This is a genomic window from Flavobacterium tagetis, assembly GCF_016735615.1.
Classification (GTDB): Bacteria; Bacteroidota; Bacteroidia; order Flavobacteriales; family Flavobacteriaceae; genus Flavobacterium; species Flavobacterium tagetis.
In genome coordinates this window covers 1,422,474-1,447,977 of sequence record NZ_JAERSF010000002.1, presented here as the reverse complement: position 1 = coordinate 1,447,977, position 25,504 = coordinate 1,422,474, and the positions used below count along the sequence as shown (strand labels likewise).

The following is a 25,504-nucleotide window of genomic DNA, read 5'->3' as shown; positions in this document are numbered from 1 at the left end:
GGAATTTCTATTTAAGAATTGCTAAACTGTAAATTACTTAAGTTTTTATAAATTCCATTTTCTAAGTTTATTAATTCTTGGTGCGTTCCTTCTTCAGAAATTTTACCGTTATCTAAAACTAAGATTTTGTCTGCGTTTCTAATTGTAGAAAGTCTGTGAGCAATAATAATGCTTGTTCTTCCTTCCATTAAAACTTCTAAAGCTTCTTGAACTAATTTTTCACTTTCACTATCCAAAGAGGATGTCGCTTCGTCTAGAATTAAAATACTTGGATTTTTAAGCAATGCTCTTGCAATTGCAATCCGTTGACGCTGTCCACCAGAAAGTTTAACGCCTCGTTCTCCAACTAAAGTTTCGAATTTCTCAGGAAAACCATCTACAAAGTTAAAGGCATTTGCTTGTTTTGCAGCAGCAATAATTTCTTCTTCAGTAGCATTTGGATTTCCGTAAGCGATATTCTCTCTAATAGTTCCTCCGAATAAAATTACGTCTTGAGGAACAATACTCATATTTCCGCGTAAATCTTCTAAATCATAATCGTAAATATTTTTTCCGTCAACTAAAATCTCTCCAGAAGTAATGTCGTAAAAACGCAACAGAAGAGAAGAAATAGTCGATTTTCCGGCACCACTTGGTCCAACGATTGCTATTTTCTGACCAAATTCGGCATTGAAATTTACATCTTTTAAAACCTGAACTTCTTTTCTTGAAGGATAACTAAAAGCAACGTTATTAAAAATCACATTTCCTTTAATTTTTTCAACTGCAGAAAGTCTTGGTTTCGCATTGATTTCTTCAGGAGTTTCTTCTAATAATTCAAAAACACGTTCTGTTGCACCAACTGCTTTTTGAATCTGTGCATACATTTCGGCAATTCCACCAAAAGAGGCCCCAATAAAAGTAGTATACAATACAAACGAAATTAGATCACCAACACCTTCAACTTCTCCTTTAATTGTTAGGGTAATTCCGTACCAAACTACAGCAACAACGCATCCGAAAAGACAAAGAATAATGAACGAAGCAAAATAACCTCTATATTGACCGCCTTTAATAGCGATTTTTACAATTTCTCTAATTTTATTTTTATAACGCTGAATTTCATACCATTCATTAGCAAATGCTTTTACATTACTAATTCCTTGTAAAGTTTCTTCAACTATAACTTGACTTTCAGCAACTTTATCTTGTGTTTTCTTTCCGTATTTACGAATAAATCTTCCAAATATTACAGCAGCAACAGCCACAACAGGCACAATTGCCAACATCATTAAGGTTAATTTTGGACTAATGCTTCCTAAGATTACGAAACCTCCAATAATTAAAATAAACTGACGTAAAAACTCTGCAATTGTAGTACTGAAAGTATCTTGCAACTGCGAAATATCAGCACTAATTCTACTATTAAGTTCTCCAACACGCTTTTGTGAATAAAAAGACATTGGTAATTTTATTAGATTCTCATATAAAGCAAAACGAATGTTTGATAACGAGTTTTCTGTGAAATTCACAAACAGTGAAATTCTGAAAAACGAAAAAATAGCCTGAAGTCCAAGAATTCCCATTAGGCCTAGAGCAATTTCATTTGCTTTAGAAAGGTCTTTATTAGTAACACAATCTACAAGCATTCCCATTAATTTAGGAAAGGCTAGGGCAGTGGCACTTGTTAAAAAGAGAAAAATCAAACCAAGGAAGAATTTCCATTTGTGGTTTTTAGCATATTTAAAAATTCGGAGAGCTTTTTGAAGGGAGTTAGAGTTTAATTTAGCTTTCGGTAAATCATTTTCTTGAAATCTTGCCATTTGAATATACAATTAAGGTACGCAAAGGTATGACTATAGCAAATGAATACAAAAAGAATATTCTGAATTAGCTTTGGAGTATTCAATTTTTAACTAAAATTTAAAAATTGCAACTTTTTTACTTTTTTTAATTTACTGAGAAATAGATTTCTAAATAGTTTATTGAAATTATTTTAAACTTTTTTCAAAAAAAGGCTTGGAATTTTAAAATCTAGATGTATATTTGCACTCGCAATCACAAACGATAGCAACCTAGTAAAATAGGGCGATTAGCTCAGCTGGTTCAGAGCACCTCGTTTACACCGAGGGGGTCGGGGGTTCGAACCCCTCATCGCCCACAAAAGACTCCTTAAGTAATTAAGGATTTTTTTTTGACTTTCCTGATGTAATAAATTATAATTTTACAATCAGATTTGGGGAGATACTCAAGCGGCCAACGAGGGCAGACTGTAAATCTGCTGTGTGAACTTCGCAGGTTCGAATCCTGCTCTCCCCACAAAAGCTTTGAGAAACGAGAACAAAGTTTCTTTGATTTTTTAAACAAAACATTTAAAGCCTGTAAATCAAAAGATTTACAGGCTTTTTTCTTTTACAAACTATATAAATCTTTTATTCAAATTTTAATTCAATTAAGCAGCATTTGTCGATTCTGTAGTCACAAATCCTATTGTAAATAGATTCAATTTTAGCACTACTTGTTTTATTATTATGTAACAAATTAAATAAAATGATACATATACCAAATCAAATTATAGATTTAGATAAAAAAACAAAATAATAAAACTTCAGAAAGCATGAATTTATCACAATGGCTCATTTTTATCCTGATTGTTCAAATTATCCACGGATTATCCACTTGGAAGCTTTATATAAAAGCGGGAAGAAAACCCATAGAGTCATTTATTCCAATTTATAATTTGGTTATAATGATGAAAATTATAAAACGTCCTCTTTGGTGGGTTTTATTACTTTTTATCCCAATAATTAATTTATTAATGATTCCCGTAGTTTGGATTGAATTCATTAGAAGCTTTGGAAAAAATACCACAAAAGATACTGTGTTGGTTTTAATAACATTTGGTTTCTATATTGCATTTTTAAACTACTTTTCAAAAGATATATCCTATGTTGAAAACAGAGATTTAAGGCCAAAATCTAAGACAGAAGACACCATAGGATCTCTTGTATTTGCAATTATCGTTGCTACATTAGTTCATACATACATTATTCAACCCTTTACAATTCCATCATCATCATTAGAAAAAACATTATATACGGGCGATTTTTTGTTTGTTAGCAAAATTAATTTTGGAGCACGAACACCTATGACTTCTATTGCATTGCCTATGGTACATGATTCAATTCCTGGTGTTGGTTTAAAATCTTATTTATTTAATGATGATTTCACCAAAAAGGAAACTTCATTACTAAACAAGTTTCAATTACCATATTTTAGATTTCCTGCACTAGAAGAAATCAAACGAAATGAAATTGTGGTTTTCAATCAGCCTGCCGACACTTTGCGAAATATGGATAATTTTAATCCAGATCGAAACTATTATAAGCCAATTGACAAGAAAACGAATTTAGTTAAACGATGTGTTGGAATACCAGGAGACACTTTAGAAATTCGTGATGGAGATATTTATATTAATGGCAAAATATCAGTATTGCCTAAAAGTGCAAAGGCTCAGTACAATTTTTTAATTGATACGAAAGGACAAGCTATAAGTCAAGATGAACTTAAGTACACATATGGAGCAAGGGAAGGATTAAAATACGACAATGGCTATTTTGCGCTTACTAATACGGGAGAATATTTTTTGACATTAACGGATGAAGAAGCTAAATTTATAGCAAGCAATCCTATTGTAAAAAGCGTTAAAAAGCAATTAACGCCAAAAGGCGAAGATGGGAATGTATTTCCTCATGTTCGATCATTAGGCTGGAATATCGATAATTATGGTCCAATTTATATTCCTAAAAAAGGAAAAACCATAAAATTAAATATCGAAACGTTGCCTTTTTACAAACGAATTATAGAAGAGTACGAACATAATGATTTAAAACTTAAAGACAAACAGATTATAATAAACGGAAAAGCAAGTAACACTTACACTTTTAAACAAGATTATTACTGGATGATGGGAGATAATCGACAAAATTCTCTAGATGCACGATTCTGGGGATATGTTCCTTTTGATCACGTAGTTGGCAAACCCGTTTTTATTTGGCTAAGTTTGGAAAAAGATGGTAAGGGTTTAAATAAAGTAAGATGGAATCGGGTTTTTTCTTTTGTAAATGGCAATGACAAACCTAAATCTTATTTGATACATTTCTTAATATTAGTAATTATTGGTATTGGCATAAACAAATTAATTAAGAACAAAAGAAAAGTATAGATCTTTAAATACTTTAGACAGTTATTAGATCGTAAAAAAGAAAAAAAGTTGTGCAAACAATCATTTCCTGCACTCCTTAACCGCTTAAGGAGTGTAGTTTATACTTCCACACTGAATTTCTTTATCCCTTATTTTATAAAAAAGATTTTCTCCTTTTAAAATAAGTTCTGTTCGCAATACACCATATTTATCTCCTCCAAGTAAACGAAATGTTACAACATAAAATCCAGTCGATTCTTTTGACTTAATGATTCTTTTCAACGAAGACGGTTTATCAATACTCTTATCAAAAAAAGATTCTAAGTTTGTCAAACCATAATTAAACAAAGGTATTTTTTGAATTGTCATCGTGTCGGACGGAATTAATGTTTTATAATATTTTCCAGGTAAAGCAGGAATATCATAAGAATCTACGGGTAAGTTAATTTTAAACTCAATTGGATTATCCGTTTCATTAATTATTCGAGTCCAAAATACAGCATAAATATATTTGTGTCCTTTAGGATCGGTGTATCTTATTCCACCTTTTGACAGGCTGTTTTGAACTAATATACTCTTTCCTTTAGAATCAGTATATTCATATTTAGTATAAATATTTTTTTCATTACTATCAGTTGATTTTTTACTGTTTTCGATAGTTTTTATTGAATCTAAAGCCTCTCCATCAACACTATAAGATTCTGATTCACTTGCTTGTTTACAGGAAAAAAACATCAAAGTTACTAAAACTAGAAGTCTTGTTATTTTGTTCATTTTCTCTATGGATAATAATTTGATTTCTTTCTAGCAATTTAAAAATATTTTGGTTTAATACATTAACCTTTTTGATATGAGCAAAAATTTCTATGAATAACTAGAAATGTAGGCTTATGATTTTTAAGAAGGCAAAAACGCATAAAGCATAAAAAACACCCTATTTTAATACTTTAAAGTCTTAATAAGCAAAAAGATACATTCAATTCATCTTTAATTTTGCAACTCCAAAAATTAAAACTTTAATGTTATGTCTGAATTGACTATACCTGATTCTTTATTAATAAAAAAATACATAGGAGGAAACGAAGAAGCACTCTCAAAATTAATTAGCAGACACAAATCCCGAATATATGGTTTTATATACTCGAAGATTAAGGATACGGATATTGCAAATGATATTTTTCAAGATACGTTTGTTAAAGTAATTAAGACGCTTAAAAATAACTCGTATAAAGAAGAAGAAAAATTCGTTTCTTGGGTTATGAGAATTTCTCACAATTTGATTATGGATCATTTTCGTAAAATAAAACGAATGCCAATACAAAGAGATAATGATGAATTTTCTATTTTTTCTATTCTATCTGATAATTCTCTAAATATTGAAAATAAAATAATAATAGATCAGCTTCAAATTGATCTTAAAAAACTTATAGAGGAGCTTGCTGATGATCAAAAAGAAATATTGATAATGCGAATATATTGCAATATGAGCTTTAAAGAAATATCTGAGGAGAAAAAAATAAGCATAAATACAGCATTGGGAAGAATGCGTTATGCAATAAATAATTTGCGAAAAATTATTGAAAGAAATAACATTTCATTCATATAAAAACATTCTGTATTTAGATGTTAAATATTAAAACAAAAAGAGACTTTTGAGATCTCTTTTTGTTTTAAAAAAAGTATTATATTCCTAAAAATGGCTTTCAGTTTCTGTTTGAATCTTCAAAAAAAGTTTCATTTACAACGCATTGATGATAATTTATTTCAAAAGAACTGTTTCAACTCCACTTTCAAGCCACAGAAACTTCTCTTTTACCTCAGACTTTTCAATTTCGTTTTTTAATGATTTTACAGATTGCTTAAAGTGCCACCAGCCTTCATAATGAATCGGAATTACAGTAGTCGGATTTAAGAGTTTCGTTGTTGCAATTGCTTCTTCGCCATTCATGGTAACCCTTAAATTCTTTTTTAAATATGGAAAAGCACCAGCTCCTAAATGCAAAATTGCAATGTCTATTTTTTTCTTTTGCTCCAATTCGTACAGTCCGTCATAAAGTACAGTATCTCCCGAAATATACAAACAGCCGTTTTGCTGAGCTTCCCATTCTAAAGTAAAACCAATAACCTTTCCCATTATTTTGTTCAATCTTTTGATATTAGTATGCTGCGCTGGTATCGCAGTAATTTTAAGATTTTTTACTTTTTCGGTTTCAACATTATATTCTTGCCAGTTGTCAAGCCCTATTGTATTGGTGTTTTTTAAACGTTTTACAGCATCTTTTGTAGAGAGAACAGTTGGGACTGTTTGAATAAAAATGCGTCCTTTTTTGTCTAAATTATCGCTATGATGATCATGGCTTAATAAAACCAAATCTACTTTCCCAATTTCCTCAATGGATAGGGAAGGACTGCAATACTTTTTTGAAAATGCCATCGGACTGCTGACATATTGAGGAAAAAATCCATCTTTTTTATCTAAAGTAGGATCAGTCAAAATTTTAAATCCGTTTATGTTTATCAACACGCAAGCCGTGTCAATATGTGTAATTGTAGTATTCATTTGTATTTGATTTTAAATTATTAAAATGTTCATACAAATCTGAGTTTAATAAACGGTCTTCAAATTGACTTTGGTCAAGAAATGCGTTTTCTTATTCGGCTTAACGTTTCTGGTACGACTCCAATATAAGAAGCAAGATATTTTAGCGGAATCTGCTGAATGTATTTAGGCTGGTCAAATAGCAATCTTTCATATCTTTCTTGTGGTGTTTTGGTCAGAAGATCTAATTCTCTTTTTACTTTTTTATCAAGCAGATATTCAGTTGCTATACGTCCGAGTTTCTTTGCTGTTTCACATTTTTCGTAAAGACGCTGTAAACTTTCGTATGATATCGAATATAATTGGCAATCGGTCAATGCCTGAACGTAAATTTCGGTTTTAGATCTATTATAGAAAGAGTCGTATGCACAATAAAAGGAATCTTTAAATGCAAAATCAAAAGTAATTTCCTTGTCGTTTGCTACCACATAATATCTAACAACTCCTGAATCTACAAAAGATAAATAATTTTCTGATTGCCCTTGAACTAGAATCAGTTCATTTGCCGAAAATTGTCTTGTTTTTATACAACTTAAAAATTCAGCTAAAGTATGTTCTGGAAAGCCTAGCTTGTCAAAATATTCTATTAAAGATGTCATAAAAGCTTTTGTTTATTTTTCATCAGACTTTCTTTTGTGTGTAAAAGACTTGTACTTTAAATTTTGATCCTTAAAAAGCAATGTTTTTATAGAAGTATTGTCTGTAAAATAGGTAATTCCAACAAAATCTCCAACTTCGATTTTATCATAGTCTTTTCTATTAATCGAAATATTCCTGTGTTTTTGTTCAATCTCAGAATAAATTGTTATTTCATACGATAGCGTATCCGATTCATAACCTTCATTAGTTACAATTTCTTTTTCTAAAACTTTCAGATTTCCTTCTATCTTTTTTTGCAATAATAAATTCTCTTTTTCTTCTCTAGTTGTTATCATTGCTTTGATAGCAGCATAAGTTCAAAAGCCAAATATTACTATAATCATCAATAATGGAAATCCTTTGTCTCCCAGATCACTATTAGTAAAAGTTAGATAAATTAAGTAAACTGGCAATACAATGCCTAAGAGAGATAGAAAAAATGAAAGCGCATATGTTTTTTTAATTCTTTTTTAAGAAATTTTATGTCCTCAATATTTAATTCTTTTATTTCTAAAATTTCGTGCATCGTAATAATCTAACTTAATTTATAATCGTGTCTATGTCCACTGAAAAAATTGATAGGCTTCATCATTTTCTTTATCCCAGAAAAGATATATTTCTGCTGAACCATTTGTAAAATCTCCTTCATAAACACTGCCGATAAAAATTAAATTAAGTTTTTCCGGAATTTCTTCAGGCGACTGAAGCCATTCTGGTGTGTCTAACAAATTGTTTATGATTTCATTTTTAGATTTTCCCTCTTCATTAAATCCTGCTATAACTTCTTCTTCGGTTGTTGTTATTCCGATAAAAGTTTCAGAATAAGTAAACTGTGGATTTATTTTATCAAAAAGATTGTATTTTTCTTTAGTATATAAATATTGCGTTATCCTTTCATAATAATAACTTGATTCAAATTTATCAATGCCGTTTAAGGAATTAAAGACAAATTCTCGTCCTTGGTTGAAAATGCTTTTTTCAGAGGAAAATTCATGATAGCTTTTAGGTTCAAAATAGTAATCTAAATTCTGCTGGAAATTTTGGTGCGTTAGATCATATGCTTGAGATAATAAATCAACAAAAGGAAAATTCAATTTTTCTGGATAAAAATATTTGTTGTTTTCTAGTTTGAATTTGATACATCTAATGTTTTTTCGAAATTCATTAAAAAAGCTTTCTTCATAATCTCCCGTGTCCCATATTGAAATAAAATGAAAACTCTTATTCTCAAATTCTGAATGTTTCTTAAATTGAAGTGTAGCGAGAGGCAAGAAAACAAACTTTTCAATTGAATTTATACTATTAAAAGTATTTTCAAATTCTGGAAAAGGTATTATTTCTATTAGCTCTTGAGTATTGTCCATTCGTAATAAAGATTCATGTTTAGTTTAAGCTAATATACAATCATATCACAAAAGAAAAGCAGAACGTTGATTGAATGTTTTTAATATCCGAAAAAAAGCAATAAATTACATCCAATCAAAACTAAAATTATGCAACAGCAAAAAGATTGGTCAATAGACGAAATTCAAAATACTTGGCAATTGGTTTCTAAACTTCATGACGGACAAAAATATGGAGGGAGTAATGAAGGCGAAAGAGTTGAATATATTAATCATATAGGAAGTGTCGTTTTTGAAGTTTTAAATGCCGTACGATTAACAGAAAATATGAATGCTGATTTGGCTGTAAAATGTGCAATGCTTCATGATACTATCGAAGACACGGCATTTACTTATGAAAAAGTTATCGATTTATTTGGACCTCAAGTTGCATCCGGAGTTTTGGCATTAACCAAAAATGAAGAAATTGAGGATTCGTTTGAAAAAATGCGTGATAGTTTAAATAGAATTAAAAAACAGCCAATAGAAGTTTGGGCGGTGAAAATGGCTGATAGAATATGTAATTTATACGAACCTCCTTATTACTGGAGCGACGAGAAAAAACTAAAGTATATTGAGGAAGCCGAAATTATACATAACGAACTTAAAGATGGAAATGTTTATTTAGCAGAAAGATTAAAGACTAAAATTCAAGAATATTATCGTTTTCTTAGCACTGCTAACCAATTGTAATAACAAAAACTCCTCAATTTATTTGAGGAGTTTTTGTTTTAGTTTATTTTAAAACATTATCATAGATAGTGTTAAGTAAATTTTGTCTCATTTTTGAGTTTCGCTGATCTAACAATATAATGATTCCCCAATTTTTGTCTCTGTTATAGCATATAATAGAAGACTGCCCCATAGAATCTCCCGATTTCGAATAAATGGTATTTTTATCATCTGTCATGATGCCTAAACCTAGTCCCATTTCTCTTTTTTGGTCTTTGTAATAGATTTTTTCTGCAATCAATTCAGCTTTACCAACAGCGCTTTTTTCATTCAAAATAGCTTTTAAATAAAGAATCATATCAGAAGTGTTTGATTTTATTAATCCAGCTGGAGCTGTAATATTCCATTTGAAGAATTCTTGAATTCCGCCATCTGGATTATGGCTTGTAGTGATGTTTTTTACATTAAAATCTTTAGTAAGCGTATGTTTCATTTTTAATGGCTGAATGATCTTTTCCCTTATAATTTCATCGTAACTTTTATTATAGATTTTTTCTAATATTTGGCCAAGTAAAGTATAACCTATTGTTGAATAACGATATTTACCATAATCTGCTAATTCTGTACAATTATTAATTAATGAAGATAATGTTTCTTGTGTTACGCTACTTACAGGCTGTTGCGGATTGAGCTCAATTAGTTTTCCAAAATCTATATCAGGCAAACCAGATTGATGAGAAGCTAAATCTGAAATTCTTATTTTGTTTTCAAGATTTTGATGCAATACATAGACTGTCGGAAGGTAGGCATCTATAAAATCATCTGTTTTAATTTTATTTTCATTAACTGCTTGTGCAATTAAATTAGAAGTCAAAATTTTAGTAATCGAAGCAATTTCGAATATCGAGTTTTTATCAATTTTTGCATCACTTTTTGAATTCAAATTCCCATATGAAGTATAGAATTCTTTGCCATCTTTAATAAAACCAATACTAATGCCTACAGTTGGATTTTTTTGATAATTGTCTTTTATTATTGAATCAATCTTTTTGGTAATATCTTGTCCGAAAGAAATATTACTTATTACTAAAAGTGTTGCTAAGATTTTTACTGAAGTTTTCATAGTATCGATTTTTTAGGTTTAAAACTTATTTCGATACAAATCTCCAAAAGGAACTATACTTACACGACCGAATAAAAAAAGTCGAACGCATTTTCTTAAAATAAATGGTTCGACTTTTTTATAGAACAAGTATGACTAATTTCAATATACTGATAATAAGTTTATTGCAATTATATATTTTCCTGTTTTTCTATTTCTAAATTTTCCTTCGTCAATCGATCCAACTCTTTTAATAAAGTTGGCATTCTAAATTCTCCATGCATGCTTTCGACTTTTTTATAAGCTTCGTTCAAATCAATTCCGATAGAAGTAATGTATAATGGCTTCTTACTATCGCCTCTAAACAGCGCTTTTTTGTTCTTTTCAATAGAAGCAAAATTTGTTTTGGCAACGCCAATAATTGGAATTTGTTTATTTAGTTTTTCGTACAGATAACCTCCTAAACCATATTTCTGTTCATCATCTAAGTACACAAAACCATCAACAATGATTGCTTCAACTACCGATAAATCAATTTGATTTAACAGACTCAAAATGCATGGCAATTCTCTTTTGTAAAATTCTCCCGGAATATATTCTGCTACATTGTCTATTGTTTCAGAATGAATTTTAAAATTTTTATCTTCATTCCACTCTGCAAATTCAAGACAGATTGTTTTTGCTTTTTGGTCAAAGTAATATGTGTCAAAGGCTAGGATCATGGCTATTTCTATAAAATATTTAGAGTCTAAAAATAGAAAAAGCTTTACGAAAGAATTACTCATATCTAGAAAAACATCAAATCTTTTTTTTGTGGAATCTTTAAACTTTAAAATTCAGTCCTTTGAAAAAATCCTAAATAAAATGTAGCTTAGCTAAAATTTAGAAAGAACAATCTAATACGTTATTCCAAATGAAATGGATTACCAGAGAAAGACCTAAAATAGATAGAATTGCTTGTCCGTGGCTGATTCGAAGATTTGTTGATTCTGAATCTGAATTCATTTATGTCCCATTTGATAATGTTATTTCGAAAGCTAAAGAGTTTAATGCTATTCCGTTTGATATTCCTAATGTCGAGTTTACGCATTATAACGAAGAATGCACTTTTGATTATATCGTAAAGAAATATGATATAAAAGATCCAGCAGTTAAAATTATCGCAGGGATTGTGCGTGGTGCAGATACCGACAGACACGAAATCGCAAAAGAATCAGCTGGACTTTGGGCCATTTCTGCTGGACTCGCTTATAACATAAAAGACGATTACGAACTGCTAGAAAAAGGAATGCTTCTCTACGACGCATTATACAGCTGGGCAAAACATTTGTATCAGCAAAATCATCTGCAGAATAGCCCTTTTGAGAAACTTTTGCATGAGGTTTACAACAAATTTCTAAAAGACAAAAAAGCATCTGGCAAAACACCTTCATGGGTAAAAGATTTAAAAGACATCATTCAAGATCAAATTGATGCTCAGTTTACTTTTGATTTAAAGAAGATTTCGAGCGAATTAGATTTAAATCCGTCTTATTTATCACGAGAATTTTCAAAACATTTTGAGGATTTAAATTTTGGCGAATATGTTAGAAAACTCCGTATCGAAAAAGCAATCAATCTCATAGAAAACTCAACTCATACATTGACTGAAATCGCTTATATGACAGGCTTTTCAGACCAAAGTCATTTTACTAGAATTTTTAAACTTCATACTGGAAAAAATCCTTCTGCTTATAGAAAAAAGTCAAAAAAGTAAACCAGATACAAAAGGTAAATTGAGTTCTATTTTTTGACTGCAGATGCTTATAGCTTTGTTTATATAACCAAAATTTTAAACAATGTCTTTTAAGCACACTTTCTTTTTTACTGTATTACTTGTAGGTTTTACAGCTTTCTCGCAAACTACTTATCCAAAAATAATGGGATATTTTGGCATCATGCATCCAATTGTCACCATAAATGAAGACGAAACGACTGTAAACTTTAGAGATTATTATGCTGTAGGTTTTCCTACGGGAATCAATATCTGGAAAAATGAAAAAATAGGATTTTCTTTTGAAATGGTTCCTAATATAAAAGATGATCAAGGAACAAGTAAAGTAACCAATTTATTATTTCATCCTGGCGTTTTGGTAGCTTTAGGAAAAGGCTACACATTTGCAGGAAGAGCCGCTTTTGAAACCAGTGGACGATACGGTTTTACTCCCGTTTTTAATAAAACAATTATAAAAAATAGCAGTTGCAGTTATTATGTTGCCGTTCCTTTACCTGTTCGTTTTGGCAACGATCATCCTGCTAGTTTTACAATAGGTTTTCAGTTTGGAATTGCTTTTTAATAAATTCTAAACTAAATTTTTTATTTAGTTTTAATTGATTATCATTACCTTAGTTATTATCAATTAAAACTAAAGTTTATGAAAACTAAAATGATATGGGCCAACTTGGTTTCAAGTGATTTGCAAAAAACAATTCAATTTTATACAGATTTAGGTTTTAAACAAAACGGACAAAATACTGAGGAAATCGTAAGTTTTTCCATTGCAGAGAATAATTTTATAATCAACTTTTTTACTACCAATAGATTTAAAACTGCTTTAAAAGGTGATTTAGTAAATGCTAAAATTGAGAATGAAATTATCTTTTCACTTTCTGCAGAAAGCAGGGAAGAAGTGGATCTTTGGTATGATAAAGTCAAAAAAGTCGGTGGAACTATTTTCTCTGAACCGGAAAATTATCAATTGGGCTATACTTTTGGTTTTGCCGATCCAGACGGACATAAATTCAATTTTCTATATTGGCCGGGAATGTAGTTTTCTCGTCTTGAATTAGAATTAAAAAATGGCAATATATCTAATTGCTTATCTTAGTATTGTATTCTGCCGCGATATCGCTCCAGTCATTTTCCCAAGTTTTTTGGAAATATATTTCTGCCATATGCCAGTCTTCTTCGTCCCAATCATCTCTTTCGTCTATTAATTCTAACTGTTCAGATTCTAATTTTTCGATTATTAAAACCAAAAAATCATCAAAACTATCCGCAATAACAGCAATTGGCTCAGGATCACCAGTTGGCAGATACAAAATTTGCCCTAAAGTTCCTTCTGAATTGGGATTAAAATCTATTGCCAAATAATTCCCAGAGCCGTCATATGCAAACGGAATTCTTTTTGGGCAATATAACGTATTCTTGATCTTTTCGACTTGATTAATTCCTTCCGCTTCCATTTCCGGAGCTTCTTTTAAGAAAGTCCACTGCATCTTAATTTCTTCAATTCCTAAGTAACTAAAACCTCCCATAAAGCCAATCCCGCGTTTTTCTCCATTATAAATTTTAAGGAGATCAATGTGGGATTCAGGTAATTTAACTTCAATAAAATCTTCTAATTCATTAATTTCATTAGCGTCAGCGCCAATATTCATAAAATCATTGAAAATATCAAGTCTTGCCTTGAAAGCATTTATATATTGGTCTGTTAAAGGAGATTCCATTTTGTTATACATTTACTTGATGTTTGTTAAACTCATTTACTAGTTTTTTATTTGCTTGTATTATTTTCTGCGGATTAATCATGTTTGGATTAAATATCAAATCATAATTTTTATCCTTAGGTTTAAACTGATTCACACCATAAGCCACACTATTTGCAGGTATATTTTTGGTTATGATAGCTCCCGCGCCAATAACTGAATTTTCACCAATAACTATTGGACCTAAAATCTTGGCGCCATCAGCAATAATAACGTTCTTAGCAATGATAGGATTTCCAACGTTTTCCCATTCATTACTAGTCTTGTTGTATTTCAAATTAGCACCAATTGAGACATTTTGAAATATAACGACATTCTCACAGATTTTTGATGCAACGATTGTACATCCGCGCCCGTGATGTGCAAACAAAACAGATTTATCCATATCTGCACAGTTTATTTCACAGCAGTATAATTTCTCTAATAAATTGCCCGCAATCAGTTTTAAAAACTTATTTTTTGAATGACAATTGATTTTAATTAATGTATTAAACATATTGTTTTCCAACGTTTAGCAATAACTTCTAACTCATAATTCATAACTCAAAATTTAATTTAAGGTTCCCAAAGTTCAATTTTATTCCCTTCAGTGTCCATAATGTGTACGAACTTGCCATATTCATAAGTTTCGATATCATCGAGAACCTTAACTCCGTTTACTTTTAGTTTTTCTACAAGACCTTCAATATTCTGAACACGATAGTTTACCATAAATTCTTTCTTAGACGGAGAAAAATATTCATCTCCTTTCTTAAAAGGACACCATTGCGTAGATTCTATCTGTTCTGGATTTTCGAGGTTTCTAGATTCAAAACTAGAAGAACCCCATTCGTTGATTTCTAATCCTAAATTTTTAGCATACCATTCTTTGGTTTCTTTCGGGTTATCCATAAAAAAGAAAATACCGCCAAGTCCCGTCACTTTCGGAGTCGTGTCATTTGAATTGTTTTCCATAGGAGAGTTTTTAAGATTATTTTTCAAGAATCTAAGATATTAAATATTGCTTGCATTTTTATTCTATCTGCATTTGAATTATATTTACATAAACGTATTTCGACCTAAATCAAACTAAAATGAAAACGGAAAGAATCTACAAAATCTTATTTTCTAGCGTATATCCTTTATACATTCAAAAAGTAGAAAAAAAGGGAAGAACGAAAGAAGAATTAGATATCGTAATCAAATGGTTAACAGGATATACTGACAATCAACTTAAAGAACAAATTGAAAAGAAAGTAGATTTTCAAACATTCTTTGCCGAAGCTCCAGAAATGAATCCGAATGCTTCTAAAATTACAGGAATGATTTGTGGTTATCGCGTTGAAGAGATTGAAGATCCATTAATTCAAAAAATGCGATATTTGGATAAAATAATAGATGAATTGGCTAAAGGAAGGAAGATGGAAAAGATTTTAAGAGAATAAAAAAAGAGGCTTTTAAAAGCCTCTTTTTTTATGATTTTTTGAAATATAGCCCGTGGTTTCAACCACGAGAACACAGTAAAAAACGATTCGTGTCCCGTGGTTGAAACCACAGGTTATATTTTTAAAACATTTATTAAATCACAAGAACCAATTTTATAAAATTGTTTTAAACTCTCAGCAAACCGCGAAAGCCTCTCGCAGCGTAATAAGAATCAGCTCCATTATGATAAACAAAAACGGTATTGTATCTAAAATCTGAGAAAATTGCACCGCCTAATTTTCTAATCTCTGGCGGAGTTAAAATCCAGCTTGACGTTTTAGCATCAAATTTTCCTAATTTTTGGAGTTCTTTGTATTGCTCTTCATTTAAGATTTCAATTCCCATTTGTTCCGCCATGTTTATAGCGCTATCAGCGGGTTTATGTTCTTTTCTTTTTTCGAGCGCTTCATGATCGTAACAGATGCTTCTTCGACCTTTTGGACTTTCAGCAGAACAATCCACAAAAAGATATTCATCTTTTTTTGCGTCATATCCAATTACGTCTGGTTCGCCTTCAGTTCTTTCCATTTCGTCAAGAGACCATAATTTTGATGGATTAGCCTTTAGTTTGGCTTCTATTTTTGTCCAATCTAATTTTTCATGACGCGTTTTATTCTTCTCAAAACGTTTTTCGAGTATGCTTAATAATTCTTCTTGCTCGTTTATGGTAAGTTGCTTTTTCATTTTTTTTACGTTTTTAATTAGAACTGCATTTTCTAGTTTCAGGTCTGAAATACCACGAAACTATAGTTAAAACAATTAATAATGTTGGTCCAAAAAGTGCCGATGCATCATCTCTTACAGCCAAATGCGAAACCACAGCTCCAGACATTGCAAAAAAGAAACCAGCATAAGCCCATTCTTTTAATAAACCGAATTTAGGAATCAAAATTGCGATTACTCCCAAAAGCTTCCAAACGCCTAAAAGCGTTAAAAAATAGAGCGGATAACCTAAGTGCTGAATCATTTCGGCTTCTTCTTTTACAGGTATTAGCTGTACAATTCCTGTAGCTGTCATTCCCAAAGCCAACCATAAAGTGGCAACCCAATAGATAATTTTATTTCTTTTGCTCATGATTCTTATTTTAGTTTAGTTACAATTTCCTCCAATCGATCATGTGCCATATTTAAGCCTTGTGCAAATGGCAGTTTTAATTGCGTCATTCTATGTTCGATCGATTTATAGATAATCTGCATGGTCAGTTTACTCGTTTCATCTGATAATTTTTCAAATTCCAGAAATTCTAATTGAGGAGCAAAATTGACATTATCCATTTCAAAAGTGCGCACTATTTTTTGATTCGGAACAAAATCATGAAAAACGCCATTTGCTTTAAAAACTACATTTCCATTAGGATCGCTGGTTTCGTATTCCCATCCGCCGTATTTTTTGCTTTCCAATTTTAAGACTTTAGTGCCCATCCATTGCGCTACAATTTCAGATTCGGTGTGAGCTTTAAATAATAATTCTACAGGCAGATCAAATTCTCTCGTAATCACAAGATCTAATCTGTCATCTTCGGCGTGAATTTTTGTTTTCTTTTCCATGGTTTATTTTTTATAGTTTTTCATAATTGCTTCTAACTTATTAAAACGATCGTCCCACATTTTTCTAAATGGTTCGATAAACTTGTCAATTTCTTTCATTTTTTCTGGGTTTAAATGATAATAAATTTCTCTTCCGTTTTGTGTCTGGTGTAATAGTTCACATTCGTTCAAAATCTGAATATGTTTTGAAATAGTCTGTCTTGACGAATTAAAATTCTCGGCAATTGCTCCAGGCGTCATAGCCTGAATGGCAACTAAACTTAAAATAGCTCTTCGAGTAGGATCGGCTATGGCTTGAAAAACATCTCTTCTAATTTCCATTATGCAGTTATTTGACTGCAAATATAATGAAGTCATTTGACTGCGCAATATTTTTTTAGATTTTTTTTCAAAAAGAAAACCTTCAAACTTTTCAATTTGAAGGTTTTATGATATTTGTTTTATTTAGAAATGACATTCTTAATCAAGGCCAGCAAACTGAAAAGGCTTTGTTTCCTTGAAATTAATTAGAGATTCACCTGAATAATTTTCATTATTAGCCAAGCTTAATTTTTTGATTTTCCCTTTTTCGCTAAAATCAATTTTGCTGAATTCAACCCAAATCACATTCGGATTCAAAACATTATCAAAATAATAAACTAGATTTTTTTGGTCGGCAACTGTTCTCCAACGAGTAGAGGAGATGTTTGGTTCTGTTTCTGAGGAAATACCTAAAGGAACAGAACAGTTTCTTATGACGCCAAAAACACTAGACAAGGCTGTTCTGATATTATCTGTCTTCGGAATTGCATCAATATAATAAGAAGCTCTTACAAAGCGATCTGCGGCACGATTCGTCCCTGGAAGCATAATAGTACCCGGAATACCTTTCCAATACGCATTGATAGCCAATTGCTGATCAAAAATAGGAGAATTGGTCATCGCTACATATTTTCTATCATGATGAATGACTAATTTACCGTTTATATATTCGAAAATGGCATTATCGCCACTCGAGTCAGAAATAGACAAATGTACCGTCGCGAAAATATTCGTTCCCGGAATATGCGAAGAAGTTATTACAAAATCATTCTTTTCTAATGCTGAAACGGTTTCAGCAACTGTTGCGAAATTATCTAAAACATATTGAAGCCATAAAGAAACAGCCAGACCTTTTACTTTTCCGTTTTTTTCAAATGCAGGATATTGTGATTCTACAAGCCATAAAAGATTTCCAACAAGCCCTTTTTCGTTCATTCCGTCGGAAGAAGCAATGTCCCACGAACTGGTAATTACACTTCCGTATTTTGATTTCCATTTTATTGAACTTGTACCAACTTCTCCAGATCGTTCAATTCCACGAGGAAAAATCCATAAATTGGCTGGAATCTCTCCGCGCCAATCCATCGAACGGGCAGTAATAATTGTTCCGTTTAGACCTTCATAAACGACTCTTGTACAGGGTAAAACAGTTTCGGTTATTAATAATGTAAAAGCAAGCAGGGCAGGAAAAATTCTGATTTTTGGTTTCATAAAATTTTAGATTTTAATTAAACGTGCAACTTGAATTTATAAAAGCTTTTTTTTAAAATAGATTAAATTATCAGTATTTACTGCAATTTACGGAATTTTAATTATTTGAATATGAAATTAATACTAAAAGAAAAACGCCAAGATAATTCTCAGCGTTGATGATTTTTATTTTAAAGCGAAATACTTTTTTCAATATCGATTTGCTCCAAAAATGATTGGTCGTGTGAAATCACAATTAAAGTTCCTCGATACTCATTGACTGCAGTGGTTAATATTTCAATATTTTGAATATCGAGATTATTTGTAGGTTCGTCCAGAATGATAATCTCAGGAGATTCGTTGCTAATCGTTAGACAGCATAGCATTAAACGCATTCTTTCGCCTCCGCTTAATGCATTGCAAGGTTTGTCCCAATCATTTCTAGAAAACAAAAAGCGATTCAATCTCATCTTTATTTCGTGCTCTTCTAAACCGCAGTCATTAAAAGCTTGAGCTTGTTCGTAAATTTTAAGATTCTGATTCAATAATGAATAATCCTGATCGATATAAATTGCTTTTTTTGCTAATGAAGTAGCTTGACCTTGCGTTGGAATCAATTCTCCAAGAATAATTCTGAGTAAAGTTGTTTTTCCAGATCCGTTTAGTCCTTTTATGGCAAGACGTTCTCCAGAAAGAATTTCAAAATTGAGATTTTCTTTCCAAAGAAATTGATCTGTATAAGCATAATTCATACCTGAAGCCTTAAAAAGTGTTTTTCCTTTGAGGAAAGAAGAATTGTCAAATCCAAATTTCATTTGATCTATAGCCGGAAGAGATGAACGTAACTGTCTCAAATCCTCTGAAATTCCGCTGATTTTTTCTGCGTGAACATCTTTGAGTTTAGAACTGCTGTTTTCAGCTTTATTTCTCAGTGTATTCATCATGATTCTGGCAACTCCCGATTTTTCCTGTTTCTTTTTTCCTCTAGAATCCAGTTTGTTTTGGCGTTCAGCACTTTCTCTTTCTTTTTCTTTGGCTTTTCGCAATGCTTTTTCTTTGCTTTGAACATCTTGCTCTAAAGCGTTGCTTTCAACTTTTTTCTGTTCACTATAAAAATCATAACCACCGCCATAGACTGAAATTTCATTTTTAGTCATTTCTAATGTCTTATTTAAAAGATTAAGCAATGTTCTGTCGTGACTTACAACCAATAATGTGCTTGACGTAGATTTTATAAAATCATATAATAATTCTCTCCCAGCAAAATCCAAATGATTGCTTGGTTCATCCAGCAAAACCAATTCGGGTTCATGAATCATAATGCCTGCCAGAAAGACTTTTGTTTTCTGTCCGCCGCTTAAAGTTTCCATTTTCTGATTCAGATCCAAATCTTGCAATTGCCAGTAAGACAAAGCCTCATTGCAGCGTTCTTCTATTGTCCAATCATCATCAAGCAATTGAAGATTTTCTTCGGTTACTATCCCTTCAAGTATTTTTTTAAGTGAAGTTATTTTTTCCTTTATCTGTAAGGCTTCAGAAATACTAAACTCATTAAATTGTCCAAATAATTGCGGAACAAAATAAGGTTTTGACTGCTGTATAATCTGCCCCGAAAAAGGCATAAATTGCCCATCGATAATTTTTAATAAAGTAGATTTGCCAACACCATTATTTCCGACCAAAGCGGTTTTATCATGATGATTTAGTGTAAAACTAATGTTTTGAAACAGCATGTCTTTATTCTCATGCTGATAGGAGATATTTTGAAGAATAAGCATAATTCCTTTCTTTTATAGATAAATAATCTAGCAGCCACAAAAGAGTGGTTGCTTACTAAATTTTCCTGAAAGAAATTATTTTCACATACAGCGATGCTTATTTAAAGAAAGACAAAGGTATTTAATTTAGTTTTAAAAATCAAAAAACCATTCTTTTCATGTAAAGAATGGTTTTTTAGCACTGAATTACGTTGTAATTCTATATTTAAATTTTACTAAATGTCAGTTTAGCTTCTTTGGTGTCCAGAATTAATTGATCTTCTGTTATAGTACTTTCGCAAACATAAGGTGTACCAACTTCATCTTTAATAACAAGTTTTTTACCTTTTTGTGTTAAAGCATAAGTTCCGTCCGTGATTTCACGAAGCAAATATCCTGTTACATGCCCATCTTCAGTAAAAGTAAGCATACCATTGGTTAATATCGCGTTTTTAGTAGAATCAGAAACAGCTTCTTTGGGTTCTACTGCAGTAACTTTCCATGAATTCACGAGCTTGTCTCTTTTCATATGACATGAAACAATTAATACAACGACAGCAATGGCAATTACGAGGGTAAATAATTTAGAGTTTTTCATGATTTTGTGATTAAAAGTTAAACAGGAAAAAGTTACAAAAAAAAATGACATTAAAATATTCGAAATCAAATATTTATAAAGATTTTTTTTACTTATTAAAATGAATTGCTTTTAATCGAAGAAGCCTGTGTTTCCGGGACTTTTACTGATAACCAACTATTTACAAAATGACTGCTTTAGTAGTAGAAATTAGTTGGAATGGCTTTTTGGGGTATGCTAATTTAGAGTTAAAGCTCCTAAAATTTCCTCATACATAAATGGACCGCCAGGATAAGTTGCGGTATAATCGAGGTTCATCCAAACTTGGCCACGCTCGTCTATATGGTAATGCAGTTTTTTACCATAACTCTCTTTTACAAAAAGAACATTCTTAATCAGATAATTGACTTTTTCCAAATCAATCATCGAACCAATTAAAATTTCAGGATAAATATGCCCTTTGGTATGAATAAGACGAGGAGTTCCGCCAATGGAGCGTACAGCTGCAGCCATCAAAATAGAGTGATCGTCGCAATCGCCAGAAAAATATTCTAGAGATTCGCTGGCGGTTGCGATATAATCACCATCTTTTGGATCGTTTACATAATTCCATCTGCCGTTTATTTCTTTAAAAACAGCAAAACATTGAATTATGGTTCGATAATCTGAATACCCTCTAATGCCTTTAAAATGCTTGGAAGTTGCCATAATAGCAAAATTTCGCACTTTTGGATTCTGGTATTCTATAGCATTGATTATCTTTGTTTTATTTGGAAACGGAAGCAGTTTTGCCACAATAATATCCTGCGGATATGGATTATCTGACATAGTATAAACCATAGAATTATAGTCTTCTGAGATTTCATTAAAACCATAATTTCCAATCACCGACCCATAAAACAGAATTAATAAATAAACTGCAACACACAGAATAATAATTGTTCTGAGATACATCAGAAGAAAAAATATAGCTGCAAAAACAAAAATAAAGATGAATATACGATCTAGATTGAATGCCCATTCCAGATCGATCAAATTTTGATGCAGTATGATGAAAATCGGAATCGTAATTAAAAGACTTAAAATCGAAATAATAATCCTGTCCCACGGTGATTTCACCTGTAGTTTAGATTTTAATCGCGGTAAGTCAATTTTAGGGAATTTCATCATACGAATCAAAAAGCAAGTATTACAATGCTTTTACTGTTTCTACAAAAATACTTTTTTTATCAATAATTCCCAGATCAAATAATTGATTTTGAATTTTATTAAAAGATTTTTCTGTCAAATTTTTCTGTGACCACTGAGTCAATTTCAGCCATTCTTTAATATCTTCTGCTTTTTGATTGAACAGTTTAGATAATTTCTTGTCTATCTCTGGAATCTCTTTAAAATCAACCGTTGTTTTGTTGATTATTTTAAGAATCGTCTCTACCGTTTTAGGATTCTTTTTCAAAAATTCATCTCGTCCCACAATAATAAATGAAGGCCAAGGAGTAGGGCAGTCGTCAATTCTTCTAAAAACACCTTTATCTACAAGCGGTTTAGTCATAAAACGCTCCCACATAAAATAATCTGCTTTTTTATTGGTTAGAGCATCTACAGCACCATCAATTGTATTTACAATTTCAAATTCAAGATCATCCATTTCCCAGCCTTGCTCATTTGCATTTACATAAGCCATTAATTGTGACCCAGAACCGATTCTCGAAATCGCTGCTTTTTTATTCTTAAGATCTTTCAGCGTTTGAAAATCAGATTTTGCATCAACGTGAATTCCCCAAATTAAAGGAGATTGCACATAAACCTGAACAATTTTACTCGGATTTCCGGCCGCAATATCTTTAAGAATTCCTTCGGTTAGAATAACAGCCAAATCTGTTTCTCCGTCACGAAGCATTTGACACATTTTCCCGGTTCCTTCGGGAACATTTGTCCATTTTAAGTCGATGTTCTCTTCTTCAAATTCGCCGTTTTCAATGCATAGATGCCACGGCAAATTGAAGTGTTCCGGAACACCCGCAATTTTGACAGTTTTCATTTATTTTAAGTTTAAGTTAAGTTGCTTGGTATGCGTATGCGTAATCTTATGGTTAAATTTGGTTAGTTTTATTTGTTGGTCAAAATTATTTCAACACATAGAAACATAGTTTTTAAAACTTTCAAAAAAAGACGTTTCACTAATTTCAGTCAACATAGCTATGTGTTAAAGCTTGCTTTTTCCGTAATCTTAAACAGATTCAATTAAATTCTATTTTTCTATGTGTTAAGTTAAATTTTAGTTTTTTAATAAATCTGCCCTATGTTTTTCCGAAAGGCAAGGTTCTGCAAATTCTATAATGTCTTGGGATTCGTATTCATTCAAAAGGCTTCTCACCAATGAATAATCTACATCTTTGGCAATTTCTACGGCAAAAAAGGTTTCATTTAGTCCTTCCGATAAACAATTAATTGCCTTTAATTTTTCTCTGATAATTTCCTTATCAAAACCTTTTTCCAGAATAGCAACCTGAACAATCGAATTTCCAGAATTCTGAATTGTTTTTCTATGCATAAAACGTTCTTCCGTCTCATCATATTCTGCATAAAAAATATCATCTGTAGCAATCAGAGGACCGAAAAACGGAATGTTATCGAGTTTAAAAAGACCTTTTTCTAGATCTATAATTTCTGCCCACATCGTTTCGGACACGACTTCATCCAGATAGTCACTATAGTATTTAAATAATATTTTTTTATGAGTTTCCTGTTCCATTATTCAATTTCGCTAATTACAGCTTTTAAAGGAGATATTACGATTCTATAACCATCTGGATCCTGAATCATTTTTCCGTTTTCATTCCAAAAAGGATTCAGCGATGGTATAACTGCAATATTTTGCTGCGTTAATTTATTCACTAATTTATCGTAATCTGCAATAGTTTTTGGGTATAAGACCATAACATCGTTTTCATCAAAAATATGTTTGGCTTTAACATCAGATTGAGTAAACTCAAAATGCCAGTCTAAGCCAGGTTTTCCGATAAAAACGCCATCATAATTATTGTGATGTTCAAATCCACCTAAACGTTCAAATCCGAGCACATCGACATAAAAATTTTCAATTTTTTCTAGATCATTTGTATGTCTGGCCACTCTCAAAAACATAATTTATGCTCTTATTTGATTAATATGATGTTCTAAATGTTCAACATAATCAGTCATTAAAAACCTCAAATCTATTTCAGATTCGTCGGTCAAAATGATTTTGTAATCTAAAGCTTTTTCATCAACAGATTTCATTAATCTCACCATCTGCTTGTTTATGGTAAACCATAACTGAGTAAGTTCCTGAACATCTATTTTCTGATATTGATTTAAATTTACTAAATCCATTTGATTATACGGTCTGTGGCGATATGGCTTTTCCGCATAATTAATCTCCGTAAAACGAACCAAATTATGAATTGCAGAATCTACCAAATGTCCTAAAATCTCTTTTTTAGACCACTTCCCAGGATTTTTCACTTCTAAAATTTCATTGTTTATTGTTGGAATATAATTAACATTTTCGTTCAATAACTGTTCAAATTTAAGAATAGCGTCTTGCATAAAATCTCTAATCAATTACCTGCTAATTTATTCAATGTATAAGCAATCAACTCGTCAACAGCTTTGTAAGGATCTGCACTGAAAGTTCCAGAAGCACGATTGGCAATAATAGCGTTCAACGATAAAGCATTATGTCCTAAAAGCGCTGAAAGTCCGTAGATTGCTGCTGTTTCCATTTCTAAATTAGTGATTTTAGTTTCATTAAAACTAAAATTATCCATTTTATTATTTAATTCTTCATCTTGAATATTCAGACGCAAAACTCTTCCTTGCGGACCGTAAAATCCTCCAGCAGTTGCTGTAATTCCTTTAAAAATTCGGTCTGATTCTATTAATTTTTCCAATTTTTCAGAACATTGCGTCACATAAGGTTTTCCTTTTTTAGAATCCCAATTGGTATGTTTTACAAATGCATCTTCAATTTCTGTAATCGAAACATCGTCGATTAAATAGGAGCGAAGCATATTGTCTAATCCTAAACCAAACTTAGACATTACAAAACTATCAACAGGAATATTTTCCTGCAAAGATCCCGAAGTTCCGATTCTGATGATATTTAAAGAAGTTAATTTTTCTTTTGGCTGACGCGTTTTAAGATCAATATTTACTAACGCATCTAATTCGTTTAGTACGATATCAATATTATCAGGGCCAATTCCTGTAGAAACTACCGAAATTCTTTTGCCTTTATAAATACCGGTTTGGGTTTTAAATTCTCTTTTTTGAGCAGAATGTTCGATTGAATCGAAAAATTGAGTGATTTTTTCTACTCTGTTTTGGTCACCAACAAAAATAATGTCGTGTGCTATATGTTCAGGACGAAGGTTTAAGTGGTAAACGCTTCCGTCTGGATTAAGTATTAATTCTGATGATTGTATCATTTTTTTTTTAAGTTGCTAAGTTTTTGTTTTTTTTGTTTCATGTTTAAAGTTTCAAGTTATCTCGAGAAACTTGAAACTTTAAACATGAAA

31 protein-coding genes and 2 tRNA genes are annotated in these 25,504 nt (G+C 31.3%); 9 read left to right on the top strand and 24 right to left on the bottom strand.

Translation table 11 applies throughout. From position 1 onward, the window contains the following. Positions 1–11 precede the first annotated feature (11 nt). Positions 12–1,802, bottom strand: a complete 1,791-nt coding sequence (locus JI750_RS13725) for an ABC transporter ATP-binding protein (RefSeq protein ID WP_202002824.1) — start codon at positions 1,800–1,802, stop codon at positions 12–14. 263 nt (positions 1,803–2,065) lie between these two features. On the opposite strand from JI750_RS13725, the gene JI750_RS13720 reads away from it, so the two are divergent. The 3 genes from JI750_RS13720 (at position 2,066) to lepB (ending at position 4,204) form a co-directional block, all read left to right on the top strand. Beyond that, positions 2,066–2,140: transfer RNA gene (locus tag JI750_RS13720), tRNA-Val, on the top strand. Positions 2,141–2,217: 77 nt separating this feature from the next. Beyond that, positions 2,218–2,298: transfer RNA gene (locus JI750_RS13715), tRNA-Tyr, on the top strand. Positions 2,299–2,596: 298 nt separating this feature from the next. After that, complete coding sequence (gene lepB / locus JI750_RS13710; protein ID WP_202002812.1) at positions 2,597–4,204, top strand: signal peptidase I; 1,608 nt, start codon at positions 2,597–2,599, stop codon at positions 4,202–4,204. A gap of 84 nt (positions 4,205–4,288) precedes the next feature. On the opposite strand, the gene JI750_RS13705 is transcribed toward lepB, so the two are convergent. Further along, positions 4,289–4,957: a hypothetical protein gene (locus tag JI750_RS13705; protein ID WP_202002810.1), complete on the bottom strand. Its 669-nt coding sequence runs from the start codon at positions 4,955–4,957 to the stop codon at positions 4,289–4,291. A 250-nt stretch (positions 4,958–5,207) separates the two neighbouring features. Between JI750_RS13705 and JI750_RS13700 the strand changes: the two genes are divergently transcribed. Continuing rightward, entirely contained in the window at positions 5,208–5,789 is a 582-nt protein-coding gene (locus JI750_RS13700; protein ID WP_202002808.1) for an RNA polymerase sigma factor, read from the top strand. A 153-nt stretch (positions 5,790–5,942) separates the two neighbouring features. On the opposite strand, the gene JI750_RS13695 is transcribed toward JI750_RS13700, so the two are convergent. The 4 genes from JI750_RS13695 to JI750_RS13680 all read right to left on the bottom strand — a co-directional run bounded on the left by JI750_RS13695 (position 5,943) and on the right by JI750_RS13680 (position 8,785). Next, on the bottom strand, positions 5,943–6,743 hold the full coding sequence (locus JI750_RS13695) for an MBL fold metallo-hydrolase (RefSeq protein ID WP_202002806.1): 801 nt from the start codon (positions 6,741–6,743) through the stop codon (positions 5,943–5,945). Between the two features lie 74 nt (positions 6,744–6,817). After that, positions 6,818–7,381, bottom strand: coding sequence for a Crp/Fnr family transcriptional regulator (locus JI750_RS13690; RefSeq protein ID WP_202002804.1), 564 nt, complete (start codon positions 7,379–7,381; stop codon positions 6,818–6,820). 12 nt (positions 7,382–7,393) lie between these two features. Continuing rightward, entirely contained in the window at positions 7,394–7,717 is a 324-nt protein-coding gene (locus JI750_RS13685) for a hypothetical protein (RefSeq protein ID WP_202002802.1), read from the bottom strand. A gap of 261 nt (positions 7,718–7,978) precedes the next feature. Then, on the bottom strand, positions 7,979–8,785 hold the full coding sequence (locus JI750_RS13680; RefSeq protein WP_202002799.1) for a hypothetical protein: 807 nt from the start codon (positions 8,783–8,785) through the stop codon (positions 7,979–7,981). Positions 8,786–8,914: 129 nt separating this feature from the next. On the opposite strand from JI750_RS13680, the gene JI750_RS13675 reads away from it, so the two are divergent. Further along, positions 8,915–9,496 (top strand): HD domain-containing protein, encoded by a 582-nt coding sequence (locus JI750_RS13675; RefSeq protein WP_202002796.1) that lies wholly within the window; start codon positions 8,915–8,917, stop codon positions 9,494–9,496. A gap of 43 nt (positions 9,497–9,539) precedes the next feature. Here JI750_RS13675 and JI750_RS13670 read toward each other — a convergent pair whose 3' ends face one another. Beyond that, the gene (locus tag JI750_RS13670; RefSeq protein WP_202002793.1) at positions 9,540–10,598 is read right to left on the bottom strand and encodes a serine hydrolase domain-containing protein; all 1,059 of its coding nucleotides are present in this window, start codon (positions 10,596–10,598) and stop codon (positions 9,540–9,542) included. Positions 10,599–10,768: 170 nt separating this feature from the next. Next, a complete protein-coding gene (locus JI750_RS13665) occupies positions 10,769–11,299 on the bottom strand; it encodes an endonuclease V (protein ID WP_202003161.1) in 531 nt (176 codons plus the stop codon). A gap of 191 nt (positions 11,300–11,490) precedes the next feature. Between JI750_RS13665 and JI750_RS13660 the strand changes: the two genes are divergently transcribed. From JI750_RS13660 to JI750_RS13650, 3 genes are all read left to right on the top strand, one after another. Further along, positions 11,491–12,333: a chromate resistance protein ChrB domain-containing protein gene (locus JI750_RS13660; protein WP_202002791.1), complete on the top strand. Its 843-nt coding sequence runs from the start codon at positions 11,491–11,493 to the stop codon at positions 12,331–12,333. 82 nt (positions 12,334–12,415) lie between these two features. Beyond that, complete coding sequence (locus tag JI750_RS13655; RefSeq protein WP_202002789.1) at positions 12,416–12,913, top strand: hypothetical protein; 498 nt, start codon at positions 12,416–12,418, stop codon at positions 12,911–12,913. Between the two features lie 78 nt (positions 12,914–12,991). Continuing rightward, a complete protein-coding gene (locus JI750_RS13650; protein ID WP_202002787.1) occupies positions 12,992–13,387 on the top strand; it encodes a VOC family protein in 396 nt (131 codons plus the stop codon). Positions 13,388–13,427: 40 nt separating this feature from the next. Here the strand turns inward: JI750_RS13650 and JI750_RS13645 are convergent, their stop codons facing one another. Genes JI750_RS13645 through JI750_RS13635 form a run of 3 tightly spaced genes read right to left on the bottom strand, consistent with a single transcriptional unit; the run spans position 13,428 to position 15,059 of the window. Next, a complete protein-coding gene (locus JI750_RS13645) occupies positions 13,428–14,066 on the bottom strand; it encodes an SMI1/KNR4 family protein (protein WP_202002785.1) in 639 nt (212 codons plus the stop codon). A gap of 4 nt (positions 14,067–14,070) precedes the next feature. Continuing rightward, positions 14,071–14,601: a serine O-acetyltransferase gene (locus tag JI750_RS13640; protein ID WP_202002783.1), complete on the bottom strand. Its 531-nt coding sequence runs from the start codon at positions 14,599–14,601 to the stop codon at positions 14,071–14,073. Positions 14,602–14,660: 59 nt separating this feature from the next. Then, a complete protein-coding gene (locus JI750_RS13635; protein WP_202002781.1) occupies positions 14,661–15,059 on the bottom strand; it encodes a VOC family protein in 399 nt (132 codons plus the stop codon). A 119-nt stretch (positions 15,060–15,178) separates the two neighbouring features. On the opposite strand from JI750_RS13635, the gene JI750_RS13630 reads away from it, so the two are divergent. Next, positions 15,179–15,529, top strand: coding sequence for a DUF2200 domain-containing protein (locus JI750_RS13630; RefSeq protein WP_202002778.1), 351 nt, complete (start codon positions 15,179–15,181; stop codon positions 15,527–15,529). A 166-nt stretch (positions 15,530–15,695) separates the two neighbouring features. Here the strand turns inward: JI750_RS13630 and JI750_RS13625 are convergent, their stop codons facing one another. From JI750_RS13625 to JI750_RS13565, 13 genes are all read right to left on the bottom strand, one after another. After that, entirely contained in the window at positions 15,696–16,253 is a 558-nt protein-coding gene (locus JI750_RS13625; protein WP_202002775.1) for a DUF4256 domain-containing protein, read from the bottom strand. A 13-nt stretch (positions 16,254–16,266) separates the two neighbouring features. Further along, positions 16,267–16,644, bottom strand: coding sequence for a DoxX family protein (locus JI750_RS13620; protein ID WP_202002772.1), 378 nt, complete (start codon positions 16,642–16,644; stop codon positions 16,267–16,269). A gap of 5 nt (positions 16,645–16,649) precedes the next feature. Further along, a complete protein-coding gene (locus JI750_RS13615) occupies positions 16,650–17,117 on the bottom strand; it encodes an SRPBCC domain-containing protein (protein ID WP_202002769.1) in 468 nt (155 codons plus the stop codon). Positions 17,118–17,120: 3 nt separating this feature from the next. Next, positions 17,121–17,438 (bottom strand): ArsR/SmtB family transcription factor, encoded by a 318-nt coding sequence (locus JI750_RS13610; RefSeq protein WP_111369098.1) that lies wholly within the window; start codon positions 17,436–17,438, stop codon positions 17,121–17,123. A 138-nt stretch (positions 17,439–17,576) separates the two neighbouring features. Beyond that, positions 17,577–18,629, bottom strand: coding sequence for a linear amide C-N hydrolase (locus tag JI750_RS13605; protein ID WP_202002766.1), 1,053 nt, complete (start codon positions 18,627–18,629; stop codon positions 17,577–17,579). A gap of 170 nt (positions 18,630–18,799) precedes the next feature. After that, entirely contained in the window at positions 18,800–20,386 is a 1,587-nt protein-coding gene (gene abc-f, locus JI750_RS13600; protein WP_202002764.1) for a ribosomal protection-like ABC-F family protein, read from the bottom strand. 205 nt (positions 20,387–20,591) lie between these two features. Next, on the bottom strand, positions 20,592–20,963 hold the full coding sequence (locus JI750_RS13595) for a hypothetical protein (protein WP_236673046.1): 372 nt from the start codon (positions 20,961–20,963) through the stop codon (positions 20,592–20,594). 216 nt (positions 20,964–21,179) lie between these two features. Beyond that, positions 21,180–22,112, bottom strand: a complete 933-nt coding sequence (locus tag JI750_RS13590) for a transglutaminase-like domain-containing protein (RefSeq protein WP_202002759.1) — start codon at positions 22,110–22,112, stop codon at positions 21,180–21,182. Between the two features lie 19 nt (positions 22,113–22,131). Beyond that, positions 22,132–22,983, bottom strand: a complete 852-nt coding sequence (locus JI750_RS13585; RefSeq protein WP_111424924.1) for a substrate-binding domain-containing protein — start codon at positions 22,981–22,983, stop codon at positions 22,132–22,134. Positions 22,984–23,220: 237 nt separating this feature from the next. Next, positions 23,221–23,697, bottom strand: coding sequence for a DUF4265 domain-containing protein (locus tag JI750_RS13580; protein WP_091131688.1), 477 nt, complete (start codon positions 23,695–23,697; stop codon positions 23,221–23,223). Then, positions 23,697–24,089, bottom strand: a complete 393-nt coding sequence (locus tag JI750_RS13575; protein ID WP_202002756.1) for a VOC family protein — start codon at positions 24,087–24,089, stop codon at positions 23,697–23,699. The genes JI750_RS13580 and JI750_RS13575 overlap by 1 nt, the downstream gene beginning before the upstream one ends. A 3-nt stretch (positions 24,090–24,092) precedes the next feature. Continuing rightward, positions 24,093–24,548 (bottom strand): DinB family protein, encoded by a 456-nt coding sequence (locus JI750_RS13570; RefSeq protein WP_236673045.1) that lies wholly within the window; start codon positions 24,546–24,548, stop codon positions 24,093–24,095. Then, on the bottom strand, positions 24,545–25,414 hold the full coding sequence (locus JI750_RS13565) for a nucleoside phosphorylase (RefSeq protein WP_202002753.1): 870 nt from the start codon (positions 25,412–25,414) through the stop codon (positions 24,545–24,547). Before JI750_RS13565 ends, JI750_RS13570 begins: the two co-directional genes overlap by 4 nt. Positions 25,415–25,504 lie beyond the last annotated feature (90 nt).

Excerpts from the sequence above, each read along its gene's own strand:
- JI750_RS13725 (WP_202002824.1), bottom strand. The coding sequence starts at position 1,802 with ATGGCAAGATTTCAAGAAAATGATTTACCGAAAGCTAAATTAAACTCT.
- lepB (WP_202002812.1), top strand. The coding sequence starts at position 2,597 with ATGAATTTATCACAATGGCTCATTTTTATCCTGATTGTTCAAATTATC.
- JI750_RS13705 (WP_202002810.1), bottom strand. The coding sequence starts at position 4,957 with ATGAACAAAATAACAAGACTTCTAGTTTTAGTAACTTTGATGTTTTTT.
- JI750_RS13700 (WP_202002808.1), top strand. The coding sequence starts at position 5,208 with ATGTCTGAATTGACTATACCTGATTCTTTATTAATAAAAAAATACATA.
- JI750_RS13695 (WP_202002806.1), bottom strand. The coding sequence starts at position 6,743 with ATGAATACTACAATTACACATATTGACACGGCTTGCGTGTTGATAAAC.
- JI750_RS13690 (WP_202002804.1), bottom strand. The coding sequence starts at position 7,381 with ATGACATCTTTAATAGAATATTTTGACAAGCTAGGCTTTCCAGAACAT.
- JI750_RS13685 (WP_202002802.1), bottom strand. The coding sequence starts at position 7,717 with ATGATAACAACTAGAGAAGAAAAAGAGAATTTATTATTGCAAAAAAAG.
- JI750_RS13680 (WP_202002799.1), bottom strand. The coding sequence starts at position 8,785 with ATGGACAATACTCAAGAGCTAATAGAAATAATACCTTTTCCAGAATTT.
- JI750_RS13675 (WP_202002796.1), top strand. The coding sequence starts at position 8,915 with ATGCAACAGCAAAAAGATTGGTCAATAGACGAAATTCAAAATACTTGG.
- JI750_RS13670 (WP_202002793.1), bottom strand. The coding sequence starts at position 10,598 with ATGAAAACTTCAGTAAAAATCTTAGCAACACTTTTAGTAATAAGTAAT.
- JI750_RS13665 (WP_202003161.1), bottom strand. The coding sequence starts at position 11,299 with ATGATCCTAGCCTTTGACACATATTACTTTGACCAAAAAGCAAAAACA.
- JI750_RS13660 (WP_202002791.1), top strand. The coding sequence starts at position 11,491 with ATGAAATGGATTACCAGAGAAAGACCTAAAATAGATAGAATTGCTTGT.
- JI750_RS13655 (WP_202002789.1), top strand. The coding sequence starts at position 12,416 with ATGTCTTTTAAGCACACTTTCTTTTTTACTGTATTACTTGTAGGTTTT.
- JI750_RS13650 (WP_202002787.1), top strand. The coding sequence starts at position 12,992 with ATGAAAACTAAAATGATATGGGCCAACTTGGTTTCAAGTGATTTGCAA.
- JI750_RS13645 (WP_202002785.1), bottom strand. The coding sequence starts at position 14,066 with ATGGAATCTCCTTTAACAGACCAATATATAAATGCTTTCAAGGCAAGA.
- JI750_RS13640 (WP_202002783.1), bottom strand. The coding sequence starts at position 14,601 with ATGTTTAATACATTAATTAAAATCAATTGTCATTCAAAAAATAAGTTT.
- JI750_RS13635 (WP_202002781.1), bottom strand. The coding sequence starts at position 15,059 with ATGGAAAACAATTCAAATGACACGACTCCGAAAGTGACGGGACTTGGC.
- JI750_RS13630 (WP_202002778.1), top strand. The coding sequence starts at position 15,179 with ATGAAAACGGAAAGAATCTACAAAATCTTATTTTCTAGCGTATATCCT.
- JI750_RS13625 (WP_202002775.1), bottom strand. The coding sequence starts at position 16,253 with ATGAAAAAGCAACTTACCATAAACGAGCAAGAAGAATTATTAAGCATA.
- JI750_RS13620 (WP_202002772.1), bottom strand. The coding sequence starts at position 16,644 with ATGAGCAAAAGAAATAAAATTATCTATTGGGTTGCCACTTTATGGTTG.
- JI750_RS13615 (WP_202002769.1), bottom strand. The coding sequence starts at position 17,117 with ATGGAAAAGAAAACAAAAATTCACGCCGAAGATGACAGATTAGATCTT.
- JI750_RS13610 (WP_111369098.1), bottom strand. The coding sequence starts at position 17,438 with ATGGAAATTAGAAGAGATGTTTTTCAAGCCATAGCCGATCCTACTCGA.
- JI750_RS13605 (WP_202002766.1), bottom strand. The coding sequence starts at position 18,629 with ATGAAACCAAAAATCAGAATTTTTCCTGCCCTGCTTGCTTTTACATTA.
- abc-f (WP_202002764.1), bottom strand. The coding sequence starts at position 20,386 with ATGCTTATTCTTCAAAATATCTCCTATCAGCATGAGAATAAAGACATG.
- JI750_RS13595 (WP_236673046.1), bottom strand. The coding sequence starts at position 20,963 with ATGAAAAACTCTAAATTATTTACCCTCGTAATTGCCATTGCTGTCGTT.
- JI750_RS13590 (WP_202002759.1), bottom strand. The coding sequence starts at position 22,112 with ATGATGAAATTCCCTAAAATTGACTTACCGCGATTAAAATCTAAACTA.
- JI750_RS13585 (WP_111424924.1), bottom strand. The coding sequence starts at position 22,983 with ATGAAAACTGTCAAAATTGCGGGTGTTCCGGAACACTTCAATTTGCCG.
- JI750_RS13580 (WP_091131688.1), bottom strand. The coding sequence starts at position 23,697 with ATGGAACAGGAAACTCATAAAAAAATATTATTTAAATACTATAGTGAC.
- JI750_RS13575 (WP_202002756.1), bottom strand. The coding sequence starts at position 24,089 with ATGTTTTTGAGAGTGGCCAGACATACAAATGATCTAGAAAAAATTGAA.
- JI750_RS13565 (WP_202002753.1), bottom strand. The coding sequence starts at position 25,414 with ATGATACAATCATCAGAATTAATACTTAATCCAGACGGAAGCGTTTAC.